12 protein-coding genes are annotated in these 11,230 nt (G+C 69.7%); 11 read left to right on the plus strand and 1 reads right to left on the minus strand.

Annotated features, from left to right (window positions below; translation table 11 throughout):
- Positions 1-50: 50 nt before the first annotated feature.
- The 11 genes from ACOACQ_RS06705 (at position 51) to ACOACQ_RS06755 (ending at position 10,726) form a co-directional block, all read left to right on the plus strand.
- Positions 51-623: a TetR/AcrR family transcriptional regulator gene (locus ACOACQ_RS06705; RefSeq protein ID WP_420287934.1), complete on the plus strand. Its 573-nt coding sequence runs from the start codon at positions 51-53 to the stop codon at positions 621-623.
- 102 nt (positions 624-725) lie between these two features.
- Positions 726-1,973: an NADH:flavin oxidoreductase/NADH oxidase family protein gene (locus ACOACQ_RS06710; RefSeq protein WP_420287935.1), complete on the plus strand. Its 1,248-nt coding sequence runs from the start codon at positions 726-728 to the stop codon at positions 1,971-1,973.
- Positions 1,970-2,854, plus strand: a complete 885-nt coding sequence (locus tag ACOACQ_RS06715; RefSeq protein ID WP_420287936.1) for an SDR family NAD(P)-dependent oxidoreductase — start codon at positions 1,970-1,972, stop codon at positions 2,852-2,854. The genes ACOACQ_RS06710 and ACOACQ_RS06715 overlap by 4 nt, the downstream gene beginning before the upstream one ends.
- Positions 2,851-3,690 (plus strand): alpha/beta fold hydrolase, encoded by an 840-nt coding sequence (locus ACOACQ_RS06720; protein WP_378598547.1) that lies wholly within the window; start codon positions 2,851-2,853, stop codon positions 3,688-3,690. The genes ACOACQ_RS06715 and ACOACQ_RS06720 overlap by 4 nt, the downstream gene beginning before the upstream one ends.
- A complete protein-coding gene (locus tag ACOACQ_RS06725; protein ID WP_420287937.1) occupies positions 3,687-4,430 on the plus strand; it encodes a hypothetical protein in 744 nt (247 codons plus the stop codon). The genes ACOACQ_RS06720 and ACOACQ_RS06725 overlap by 4 nt, the downstream gene beginning before the upstream one ends.
- A 15-nt stretch (positions 4,431-4,445) precedes the next feature.
- Positions 4,446-5,273: an SDR family oxidoreductase gene (locus ACOACQ_RS06730; protein ID WP_420287938.1), complete on the plus strand. Its 828-nt coding sequence runs from the start codon at positions 4,446-4,448 to the stop codon at positions 5,271-5,273.
- A gap of 8 nt (positions 5,274-5,281) precedes the next feature.
- Positions 5,282-5,713: a DUF4345 domain-containing protein gene (locus tag ACOACQ_RS06735; RefSeq protein WP_420287939.1), complete on the plus strand. Its 432-nt coding sequence runs from the start codon at positions 5,282-5,284 to the stop codon at positions 5,711-5,713.
- Positions 5,710-6,561: an alpha/beta fold hydrolase gene (locus ACOACQ_RS06740; RefSeq protein ID WP_420287940.1), complete on the plus strand. Its 852-nt coding sequence runs from the start codon at positions 5,710-5,712 to the stop codon at positions 6,559-6,561. Before ACOACQ_RS06735 ends, ACOACQ_RS06740 begins: the two co-directional genes overlap by 4 nt.
- Before the next feature lie 64 nt (positions 6,562-6,625).
- Complete coding sequence (locus tag ACOACQ_RS06745; protein WP_378606121.1) at positions 6,626-7,894, plus strand: PucR family transcriptional regulator; 1,269 nt, start codon at positions 6,626-6,628, stop codon at positions 7,892-7,894.
- A 74-nt stretch (positions 7,895-7,968) separates the two neighbouring features.
- Positions 7,969-9,978: a fatty acid desaturase gene (locus ACOACQ_RS06750; RefSeq protein ID WP_420287941.1), complete on the plus strand. Its 2,010-nt coding sequence runs from the start codon at positions 7,969-7,971 to the stop codon at positions 9,976-9,978.
- A complete protein-coding gene (locus ACOACQ_RS06755; RefSeq protein WP_420287942.1) occupies positions 9,962-10,726 on the plus strand; it encodes a methyltransferase family protein in 765 nt (254 codons plus the stop codon). The genes ACOACQ_RS06750 and ACOACQ_RS06755 overlap by 17 nt, the downstream gene beginning before the upstream one ends.
- 12 nt (positions 10,727-10,738) lie before the next feature.
- On the opposite strand, the gene ACOACQ_RS06760 is transcribed toward ACOACQ_RS06755, so the two are convergent.
- Positions 10,739-11,206 (minus strand): winged helix-turn-helix transcriptional regulator, encoded by a 468-nt coding sequence (locus ACOACQ_RS06760; protein WP_378606130.1) that lies wholly within the window; start codon positions 11,204-11,206, stop codon positions 10,739-10,741.
- Positions 11,207-11,230 lie beyond the last annotated feature (24 nt).

Genomic DNA, 11,230 nt, shown 5'->3' on the forward strand with positions numbered 1-11,230 from the left:
CGGCAGGTAATCGACTACGCTGACCGGACGATCCGGACGGAGGGGGAGCCATGGCGCGCTACGGCAAGGAACACAAGGACGCCACGCGGCAACGCATCGTCGAGTCGGCAGGTCGCCGGTTCAAGCAGGGCGGTATCGACGGCTCCGGGATCGCCACCTTGATGGCCGACGTCGGACTGACCAACGGCGCGTTCTACGCGCACTTCGATTCGAAGGACGATCTCGTCGCCACGGTGGTGGCCGACGAGGTGCGAGCCCAGGCCCGGGCGATCAGTGCGTTGCCGGCAGGCAAGGCGGGCATCGAGCAGTTCATCCGCGACTACCTGTCCCCGGAGCACCGGGACAACGCCGCGGTCGGCTGCCCATCGGCGGCGTTGCTCGACGAGATCGTGCGGACCGACGACGCTGCGCGCCAGGGCTACACCGCTGGTGCCGCATCGATCATCGACGAGATCGCGTCCCGTCTGACCCCGCGGAACCCGATGGCCGGACGGGGTCGGGCCATCGGACTCTTTGCATTGCTCGTCGGCACCCTGCAGCTGTCGCGAGCGCTCGCCGACCCCGACCTCTCCCTGGAAGTCCTCGAGCGAGGCATCGAGAACGCGGGCACGTTCCTGCGCTGAGCCGCAGCCCGGTGGCCGGGGTCACGAGCTGAAGGGTTGCGCTGCCATTGGATTACGATCATAATATGATGAACGTAATCCAATGGCGCGTCAGGAGCACCGATGTCCCCGCTCAGCGAACCCCTTGATCTCCCGTGCGGCGTACGGCTGCCCAATCGCATCGCAAAGGCAGCACTCAGCGAGGCGCTGGGTGACGCCGGCAACTCGCCCGACGAACGGCTCGTCACGCTGTACCGCCGGTGGGCCCAGGGCGGCTACGGACTGCTCGTCACCGGCAACATCATGGTTGACCGCAACCACCTGGGGGAGCCCGGCAATGTCGTCATCGACGACGACCGGGCACTCGCGCAGCTGACGGCGTGGACGAAGGCGGCCCACGACGGTGGGGCGGCGATCTTCGCCCAGCTCAACCACCCGGGTCGGCAGTCCAACCTGCTGGCCGTCGGGCACAAGCCGGTCGCCCCCAGTCCCGTGCCCCTGGCCATGCCGGGCGCGGCCACGCCCCGCGAGCTGACCGGTGCCGAGATCGAGGACATCATCGATCGGTTCGCCCTTGCCGCCGCGGTGTGCGAGGAGGCCGGCTTCGACGGCGTCCAACTCCATGCGGCTCACGGCTACCTGGTCACCCAGTTCCTCTCGCCCCTGACGAACCTGCGCACCGACGAGTGGGGCGGCACTCCGGAACGACGGATGCGCTTCCTGCTCGAGGTCGTCCGGCGGGTCCGGCAGCGGGTGAGCCCGGGCTTCGCGGTGGCCGTGAAGCTGAACTCGGCCGACTTCCAGCGCGGCGGCTTCTCCGAGGAGGACTCGCGAGCCGTGGTGGCCGCGCTGGCCGCCGAGGCCGTCGACCTGATCGAGGTCTCCGGCGGGAACTACGAGTCTCCTGCGATGGGCGGCTCCGCCGCTTCCTCCACCCGGGCGCGGGAGGCCTACTTCCTGGAGTACGCCCAGTCGGTGCGTGCTCAGGCCGGCTCGGTGCCGATTGCCGTCACGGGCGGCTTCCGAACGCGCTCGGCCATGGAGGACGCCATCACGGCCGGCGACTGCGACCTCGTCGGCATCGCCCGACCCACGGTCACCGCCACCGACTCCGCTGCGCAGCTCCTCGACGGGCGATCCGACGCCCTGACGACTCACGAGATCCAGGCCGGCCTGCGCGGGATCCTGGGCCGCCTCACCGACCTGAAGGCCCTCGACGGGTTCTTGAACATCAGCTGGAACGTCGACCAGCTGCACCGATTGGCGCGCGGCCTCGAGCCGGACCTGGATCGTGGTCCGCTGGCGACGGCCGTGGCCATGGTCCGCCGCAACGGGCGCGTGTCCTTCCGGCCCAAGCGAGGCACGGCATGACCCGGGCGTCGTACGACCTGACCGACAAGGTCGTCCTGATCACCGGCGGCAACGGTGGCATCGGGGCGGCGACCGGGCGGGAACTCCTGCGCCGCGGTGCGCGGCTCGTGATCGCCGACATCGATGCCAGGACTCCGGAACGTTCGGCGGCCCTGGACGCTGACCGGGTCCTGGGCTGCGTCGCTGACGTCCGGGACCGATCCTCGCTGGACCTCGTCGTGCAGCAGGCGGTCGACCGCTTCGGGCGTGTCGACGTCGTGATGGCCAATGCCGGGCTGCTGGCCAAGGCGGCGACGTTGCGCAACACGCCGATCGCCGACGTCGAGGCCACCTTGGCAGTGAACGTCACGGGAGTCGTCAACACAGTCGCTGCCGGCATGGACCAGGTGATCGCCAACCGGGGCCAGATCGTGTTGATCAGCTCGGTGTTCGCGTTCGTCAACGGGATGGGGACGATCCCGTACGCGATGAGCAAGGCCGCCGTCGAGCAGCTCGGCCGCGGACTCCGGCTCGAGCTCGCCGACCACGACGTGTCGGTGCTCACCGCCTACTTCTCGCTCGTCGACACCGACATGATCAAGAACGGTGTCGACGCGGACGACGTCGTGCTCCAGCTGCTCTCGACCCTCCCGAAGCCGATGCGCAAGCGGGTCACTCCCGCATCCGCTGCGACCGCCATCGCCGACGGGCTCGAGCAACGATCCGTGCGCGTCATCCACCCTCGGGTGTGGCGCCCCGTCTCGGCCCTTCGAGGCCTTCTCGGTCCGGGCCTGGATGCCCGGTTCGCCACCGATCGCCGCATCCTCGACGTCCTCGCTCGGCTCGACGAACGCCCCATGCCCGCTGCCCCCTCCCGCACTCGACGAAAGAAGCTGGCATGAACGCCTGGCGCGACACCCCGACCAAGACCGTCACGATCGACGGGACCTCGTTCGCCTACCGCGAGCTGGGTGATCCTGCCTCCGGCGTGCCCGTGGTCTTCCTCCACCACTTCACTGCCGTCCTCGATGACTGGGACCCGAGGATCATCGACGGGATCGCGGCGCAGCACCATGTGATCGCGTTCGACAACCGCGGCGTCGGTTCGACCGGCTCCCGCGTGCCGAACGACATCGAGCAGATGGGCGCCGACGCGATCGCGTTCATCCGGGCGCTCGGGTACGACGAGGTCGATCTCTTCGGCTTCTCGCTCGGTGGAGCGGTCGCGCAGATGGTCGCGCTGCAGGCGCCCGAACTGGTCCGCCGCATGGTCCTGGCCGGCACCGGTCCGCGCGGGGGTGGCGGTATCTGGAAGATGCCGTTCATCGTGGGCGGTGCCTACGCCAAGGCCTTCGCAACCCGCAAGGACCCGCGCCACTTCCTGTTCTTCCCCCGCAACGCGGAGGGAAAGAAGGCAGCGAAGGAGTACTTCGCGCGCCTCGCCGAGCGCTCGGGCGACAAGAGCAAGCCGGTCACCCGGCAAGCGGCGCTCGCCCAGCTGCGAGCCATCACCTCCGGCGGCCTGCATGCCCCCGACGACCTGTCGGTCATCAAGTCGCCCGTCCTGGTGGCCAACGGCGACCACGACCTGATGGTCGCCAGCGAGCACTCGGCCGACATGGCGCGCCGCTTCCCCGACGCGAAGCTGGTCGTCTATCCCAACTCGGGGCACGGTGGCGTCTTCCAGTACCACCGCGAGTTCGTGCCCGAGGTGCTCGCCTTCCTGGGCGACCGATGAGCAGGCCGGACTTCGTGACGGTCGACGCCTTCCCCCGTCCCGTCGGTGGGCGCATCAGGTGGCGACGGGACCTCAGGCGCATCCTCGACGCCGGTGTCGACGGCCTGCGGGGCTCGACCGTGAACTACTCGAACAACGGGACTCACCGGGTGGTTCCCGGGCTGGTGCCGGGCGGGTGTGCTCTCGTCGCTGCGTGGGAGTCGGCCGAAGCGGCCGAGGCCGCGTTCGCGGGCCCGCTTCGGCGCACGCTCGACGGGCCCGGGCGGTTCAGTCTCGACGGCGAGATCGTCCGCGTCCGGATCGACTCCGAGTCCGAACGCAACGACTGGCACGGCTGGGAGCCGCGCACCGAGGGGGCGGCCCCGCTGACCGACGACGAGCCGATGGTGGCCATCGTGCACGGCATCCTCCGGCGCGGTGACCTGATCGAGTTCGTGCGCAACAACGCGCATGCGGCCAGCCGGGCGGCCCACCACCCCGGGCACCGCGGCAGCATCGACATCTCCTCACAGCTGCCGTATGAGCACACCTCGATCAGCCTGTGGAAGACCTACGCGCTCGCCCAGGACTTCGCCTACAAGCCCGGCGGCCATGCCAGCGCGCTCAAGCACGCGATCAAGGCGAAGACCCATCGCGTCGGGGTGTTCCTGCAGGCCCGTCCGTTGGCGGCCACGGGGTCGCTCGGCATCGACCGGCCGCCGTTCCCCCAGCTACCGGCAGCCAACCGCGCCGGCCTCTGAGAATCGAGCAACCCCATGCCATCCGTACTGGTGACCGGTGCCAGCCGAGGGATCGGGCTGGCCATCACCCGACACCTGAGCGCCCGGGGCTGGGACGTCTACGCGACTGCCCGATCGGCCGCCGACGTCAGCGCCCTCGGGCAGTTGCCGCACGTGCACCCCGTCCAGCTGGACGTCACTGACCGGGCGGCTGTTGCCGGACTGCCCGAACACCTCCCTGCCAGGCTCGATGCCGTGGTCAACAACGCGGGGATCATCGTGCAAGGGCCTGTCGAGAGCCTTGCGCTCGACGACCTGTCGCGACAGCTGGACGTCAACGTCACTTCGCAGATCGCCGTTGTCCAGGCGGTGTTGCCGCAGCTCCGGAAGGCCCGCGGGCGCGTGGTGTTCATGTCGTCGGTGAGTGGACTGATCACGCTTCCGGGCACGGGTGCCTACAGCGCTTCGAAGTACGCCCTCGAGTCACTGGCCGATGCCCTGCGGATGGAGCTGCGCCCCTGGCGCCTTCCGGTGTCGCTCATCGAACCCGGCCCGACGCGCACCGACATGTGGGGTGGCGCCCTCGACGACTACGACCGGATGACCGACCGGCTCAGCCCGGCGCACCGCGAGCTGTACGCCGCGCACCTGGCTGGCAACCGCAAGCTCCTGGGGCGCATGCAGAAGCTCGCAGGCGATCCCGACAAGGTCGTGAAGGCCGTCGATCGTGCGCTCACGTCCAGGCACCCCAGGCGCCGCTACCGGTGCGACCACGTCAGCCGTGCGCAGCTCGCCTTCCTCGCCGTCACCCCAACCTCCCTCAGCGACGCCGTGTTCGCTGCCGCCACCACCTCCACGAGATGAGTCCTCGCATGCCTGCATCCACCGACACGCGCAGCCGACGACGCCTGCAGATCACTCTCGCGCTGCTGGCGGCCGTCCCGCTGGCCAGTGCCGGTCGCGAGATCGCGCTCGGCGCCCAAGGCGTGCCCGGTGGGTCGCCGGTCGTGGTGCCGACCGTGGACAGCTCCCTGCGGTACGCGAACGTCTACAAGGCCGCGGTGGCACCGGTCATCTGGTCCCAGCTCGGACGGGTCGAGCGATCACCCGGCGTGACCATGGCGCTGTCCAGCCTCTTCGTGGGCGGACTCGCCCGCATCAGGTCCTGGCAACAACGGGGTCGGCCCCACCCGGTCGCCGTCGGCGCGGTCGCCCTCGAGCTCGTCGCGCCACCCGCACTGGCGCTCTGGCAGCGGCGCGTCCGCGCACGCTCGATCCCATCCATCAACGGAGAACTGTCATGACCGCCGACCCCGTCATCACCTCGTACGCCCAGGCCCCGGCCCGCACGATCAACGCCGGGGGCGTGACCTACGCCTACCGGGAGCTCGGCCCCCGTGGCGGCATCCCGGTCGTCTTCTTCGTGCACCTCGCCGCGACCCTGGACAACTGGGACCCCCGGATCGTCGACGCCATCGCGAAGCACCGGCACGTCATCACCTTCGACCAGCGCGGTGTCGGTGCCTCGACGGGGAAGGTGCCCGACACCATCGAAGCAGCTGCCGATCACGCCTACGAGTTCATCACCGCGCTCGGCCACGACACGATCGACGCCTTCTCGTTCTCGATGGGCGGCATGATCGCCCAGGACCTGATCGTGAAGCATCCCGAGCTGGTCCGCCGGCTCGTGCTGACCGGGACCGGGCCGCGCGGCGGCAAGGACATGGACAAGGTCGTCGGCGTGACGTACTGGGACATCCTGCGGGCGACCCTGACGCGATCAGACCCCAAGGAGTTCCTCTTCTTCAACCGCGATGCGACGGGCAAGTCCGCGGCCAAGGCGTTCGTCAAGCGGCTCCAGGAGCGCACCGTCGACCGCGACCAGGAGATCACTCTCAAGGCCCTGCGGACCCAGTTGAAGGCCATCCAGAAGTACGGCCGTTCCGCGCCGTCGGACCTCTCGACTCTCACCCAGCCGACGCTGATCGCCAACGGCGACCACGATCGCATGGTGCCCACGATCCTGTCCGAGGACCTGCACCGCCGGATCAAGGGCAGCGAGTTGATCATCTATCCCGACTCCGGCCACGGCGGAATCTTCCAGTACCACGAACAGTTCGCACCGGTGGTCGCCGCGTTCCTCGCCGACTGACTGGTCTGATCTCAGCGGAGCAGGTCCCGGGCGCCGATGGCCCTGCCGGTCGTAGTCTCGCGACATGGTCCTGAACGCGGACGGGTCGGGCGACCTTCCCGAGGCGCTGGTGTCCGAGCTGCGCCGTACCGCCACGCAGCTGCTGGGGAGCGTGTCGACCCATGCCGACGAGATGCTTGCCTACATCCTCGAACGGGTCCCGGAGGCGAGTGCCGACGACGACCTCCGCGGCCTGACGCTCGGGTCCTGCTCGTCCAACCTCGAGGCGGCACTGTCGATGGTCCGCCACGGCATCGACGTGAGTGCGGCGACGGCACCGGTCACCGCCCTCGAGCACGCCCGCGCGATGGCGGCCCGCGGCTACAGCGTCGACGTGATGCTGCGGTTCTACCGGGTCGGCCACGGCTACTTCAGTGAGCGCATCCTGAGCGCGATCCCCGACCTGGTGGCGGATCCGGCCGTCGCCCTCGCGGTGGTTGCCGATCTGCAGCGCTACGCCTTCGCCTACACCGACCGCATCGCCAGCGAGGTCGCCGCCGAGTACGTCGCCGAGCTGGATCGGATGCAGAACCGTGCCCGCGCGGCGCAGACCGACGCCGTCCGCGCGCTCCTCGCTGGCGACAGGATCGACCTCGGGCGGGCGGAGCGCACCCTGTCCCACCGGCTGACCGGATGGCAGACCGCCTTCGTCTGCTGGACCGACCGTGACGACTCCGACCTCCCACGGGTCGGCGCGGCGATCGGCGCCCATCTCGGGTCGCCCCATCCGCTCCTCGTCCCGGACGGAGCGCGGGCGCTGTGGGGGTGGGTCTCCACGACACGCGCTCCCGGCGTGGGGCCGGCGGATCTCGCCTCCCTCGCCGAGCTGGTCCCGGGCGCGGTCCGGATCTCCGTCGGTACGCCGGGACAGGGTGCACGCGGCTTCCGCGACTCGCACGCGCAGGCCCAGCGCGGCGTCCGGATCGTCGAGCTGGCCGGCCGCGGAGCTCCCGTGACGTCATACTGCGACGTCGCCCTCGTGGACACGATGAGCGGCGACCTGGACCTGGCCCGCGCCTTCGTCGCGAGCGAGCTCGGCGCGCTCGGAGCCGTCGGCCGTCGCGAGGACGAGGAGCGGCGCGCGCTGCTGGCCGTGCTCGACGCACAGGGAGGCCTGGCGGCTGCAGCCGAGGAGCTGGGGGTGCACCGCAACACCGTGCTGCAGCGGGTCCGGCGGGCCGAGGAACGTCTCGGCAGGCCTGCGTCCGAGCGCGTGGTCGAGCTGCATGCTGCGCTGCGCATGGTCCAGGTGCTCGGTGCGGTCGTGCTGGTTCCGGAGCCCGGCCGGGCCTGACCATGTGCTGGGCGCACAATCGGCAGGGCTGAGCACCACTGTCGGCCGGGCCGCAGGGTTCGTAGGTTGCGGGCATGTCAGCGATCACGGAGCAACCCGCGCCCGCCTCGTCCCGTCACGCGCTTCCCGACCCGGGTGAGCGAGTCCCGACGATCTCGTGGCCCGTGGTCGGCATCTTCCTCGGGGCCATCCTGGTCTTCGCGTTCTCGACGTGGGCGGCAGTGACCCACACGCTGCCGGTCCCTGTGACGATCGCGCTCAGCGCGATCGCGATCTTCGTCCTCTTCACCGTGCTGCACGACGCCGCGCACTACTCGGTCAGCACGCACCACTGGGTGAACGTGGCCTTCGGCCGGGTCGCGATGCTCTTCGTGTCACCGCTGATCTCGTTCAAGTCGTTCGCGTTCATCCACATCGAGCACCACCGCAACACCAACGACGACGAAGGGAACGACCCCGACCACTTCGTCAGCGGCGCCCCAATGTGGCAGCTGCCGTTCCGGTTCCCGGTGATGGACGTCCCGTACCTGACCTTCCTGGTGCGCAACGTGCGGCGCCGCCCCCGGGCCGAGGTCGCAGAGACCGTGTTCCTGATGACGGCCACGGTCGCGGTGGTCGTCGCCTGTGCGCTCACCGGCCACCTGTGGACCTTCGCGGTCCTCTACCTGATCCCCGAACGGATCGGCATGTTCGTCCTGGCCTGGTGGTTCGACTGGCTGCCCCACCACGACCTCGAGGACACCCAGCAGGAGAACCGCTACCGCGCGACCCGCAACCGCGTCGGCTCCGAGTGGATCCTCACCCCACTGCTCCTCTCGCAGAACTACCACCTGGTCCACCACCTGCACCCGTCGATCCCGTTCCACCGGTACGTCGCCACCTGGCGCCGCAACGAGGAGGCCTATCTCGAGCGCGATGCTGCGATCGGCACCGTCTTCGGCCAGCATCTCGACCCCGACGAGTACCGCGACTGGAAGCAGCTCAACGGCAAGCTCGCCCGGCTCCTCCCTGTGCGGATGCCGAAGCGGTCCTCTGCCCACGTCGCGGAGTTCCACCCGATCCCGGTCGCCAGCGTCGACCGATTGACCGGGGACAGCGTGCTGATCACCTTCGACGTGCCGGCCGGCCTTCGTGAGGAGTTCTCCTTCCAGCCGGGGCAGCACGTCACCGTCCGCACCGACCTGGGTGGCGAGGGGGTACGCCGCAACTACTCCCTCTGCACCTCGGCCACCTCCGACACCCTCGCGATCGCCGTCAAGCAGATCCCCGGCGGCGCCTTCTCGACCTTCGCGATGGAAGGGCTCCGCGCCGGCGACACCCTCGAGCTGATGACACCGACCGGGTCGTTCGGCACCGAGCTCAGCCCACTCGCCACGAAGAACTACGTCGCACTCGTCGCGGGCAGCGGCATCACGCCGGCGCTCTCGATCCTCCGGACCACGCTCGCCGTCGAGACCGAGAGCCGCTTCACCCTCGTCTACGGCAACCGGGACTCCGACAGCACCATGTTCCGCGAGGAGCTGGACGACCTCGAGGCGCGCTACGCCGACCGGTTCAGGATCGTCCACATCCGCTCCCGCGACGTGCGACACCCCGAGCACCTGCGCGGCCGCGTCGACCGGTCGCGGCTCGAGCAGCTGCTCGCCTCCGACCTCACTGCCCCGGTGGACGAGTGGTTCCTGTGCGGGCCGGTCGAGATGGTGACCGACCTCCGCGACCTGCTCCTCGAGCGCGGCGCCGAGCCCGAGCACGTCCACGTGGAGCTGTTCCACGGCTACCAGAAGCCCCGGGTCGCCGACGGCTTCTCGCCAGCGACGGTCGCGGTCACCCTGCGGGCACGTCAGTACGACGTCGCGCTGGCGGCCGGCGACACCGTCCTGGAGTCCGCGCTGAAGGCGGGCCTCGAGGCGCCGTACGCCTGTCTGGGGGGAGCGTGCGGCACCTGCAAGGCGAAGGTCCTGCTCGGATCGGTGGCGATGGAGCAGAACTTCGCGCTGTCGCCGGCGGACGTGGACGCCGGGTACGTGCTCACGTGCCAGTCCCATCCCACCAGTGACGAGGTGCACGTTGACTACGACGCCTGACGCTCCGGGGGCGCGGGTGGAGCGGCCGGTTCCGGCGTACGCGCGGGTCGTCCGGGGGCTGCAGCAGCGCTTCGTCCTCGACATGCCCGGGGGATCGCGCGTGGTCGCCTTCGCGACGGTGATCAACTTCCAGAAGTGCCTGATGTTCCCCTACCTGGCCGGCCTCATGTGGCTGTACGACGGCCACACGGCTGCCGCCACGAGCGATGCGGCCTGGATCTACCTGGCCCTGCACGGGTCGTACGGACTGGTCTGGTACCTCAAGGACAAGACGTTCCCGGACCACGGCTGGCAGCACCGGCTCACGGTGCCGGGAGCCGTGAACGCGATCCTGCTCGTCCTCGGCTGGTACTGGCTGTTCGGCTGGTTGCTGGTCTCGGGCCGTGGAGGCGACTACCCGGTGGCGGACAAGCCGTGGTTCGCGGTGTGCATCACCTTGGTCGTGCTCGGCTCGGTGGTGATGATCGCGGCCGACGCGCAGAAGTACTTCACGCTGCGGGTGCAGCGCGGCCTCATCACCGACGGCATGTTCCGGTTCGTGCGGCATCCGAACTACACCGGCGAGATGATGATCTACCTCGGCTTCGCCCTGTTGGTCTGGCACTGGCTGCCGTTCGTGGTGCTGGCATGGGTCTGGTTCGGGCTCTTCGCGGCGAACATGCTGGCGAAGGAGGCGAGCATGAGCAGGTATCCCGAGTGGGCGGCCTACGAGGCGCGCACCCGGATGGTCATTCCCTACGTCCTGTGACCGTCGCCCAGCTCAGCGCCGGGAACCGACGACCAGGTCGTCCTCGTCCACGACATGTCCGGCTGCGCACCGCGCCTCGAGCTGGACGGGCTCGCCGCAGTCGGCGTGGGTGAGGGCGGGTCCGCCGCCGGTCGTGTGCGTGGCACCCCACTGGAGGAGGGCCAGCACCACGGGAAGCAGGTCGTGTCCGGCGTCGGTCAGCGCATAGGCATGCCGGGTCCGTTGGCCGGGCTCGCGATACGGCTCCTTGGTCAGGACTCCGGCGTCGACCAGCTGGCGCAACCGCTGTGCGGCCACGGCCTCGGTCACGCCGACACGCTTGACCAGTGCGTCGAAGCGCCCGGCCCCGTAGAAGACCTCGCGCAGCAGGAGCAGTGCGGTGCGGTTGCCGATCACCTGGAGCGCGCGGTCGATGGGACAGAGGTCGCCCAGCGCCACGTCGTCGCGCTGGGCGAGCCGGCCGGTCAGACGAACAGTCATTCCACCAGTCTAACTTGTGGAAAC

This window comes from Nocardioides sp. CPCC 206347 (assembly GCF_048654605.1).
Taxonomy (GTDB): Bacteria; Actinomycetota; Actinomycetes; order Propionibacteriales; family Nocardioidaceae; genus Nocardioides.

Excerpts from the sequence above, each read along its gene's own strand:
- ACOACQ_RS06705 (WP_420287934.1), top strand. The coding sequence starts at position 51 with ATGGCGCGCTACGGCAAGGAACACAAGGACGCCACGCGGCAACGCATC.
- ACOACQ_RS06710 (WP_420287935.1), top strand. The coding sequence starts at position 726 with ATGTCCCCGCTCAGCGAACCCCTTGATCTCCCGTGCGGCGTACGGCTG.
- ACOACQ_RS06715 (WP_420287936.1), top strand. The coding sequence starts at position 1,970 with ATGACCCGGGCGTCGTACGACCTGACCGACAAGGTCGTCCTGATCACC.
- ACOACQ_RS06720 (WP_378598547.1), top strand. The coding sequence starts at position 2,851 with ATGAACGCCTGGCGCGACACCCCGACCAAGACCGTCACGATCGACGGG.
- ACOACQ_RS06725 (WP_420287937.1), top strand. The coding sequence starts at position 3,687 with ATGAGCAGGCCGGACTTCGTGACGGTCGACGCCTTCCCCCGTCCCGTC.
- ACOACQ_RS06730 (WP_420287938.1), top strand. The coding sequence starts at position 4,446 with ATGCCATCCGTACTGGTGACCGGTGCCAGCCGAGGGATCGGGCTGGCC.
- ACOACQ_RS06735 (WP_420287939.1), top strand. The coding sequence starts at position 5,282 with ATGCCTGCATCCACCGACACGCGCAGCCGACGACGCCTGCAGATCACT.
- ACOACQ_RS06740 (WP_420287940.1), top strand. The coding sequence starts at position 5,710 with ATGACCGCCGACCCCGTCATCACCTCGTACGCCCAGGCCCCGGCCCGC.
- ACOACQ_RS06745 (WP_378606121.1), top strand. The coding sequence starts at position 6,626 with ATGGTCCTGAACGCGGACGGGTCGGGCGACCTTCCCGAGGCGCTGGTG.
- ACOACQ_RS06750 (WP_420287941.1), top strand. The coding sequence starts at position 7,969 with ATGTCAGCGATCACGGAGCAACCCGCGCCCGCCTCGTCCCGTCACGCG.
- ACOACQ_RS06760 (WP_378606130.1), bottom strand. The coding sequence starts at position 11,206 with ATGACTGTTCGTCTGACCGGCCGGCTCGCCCAGCGCGACGACGTGGCG.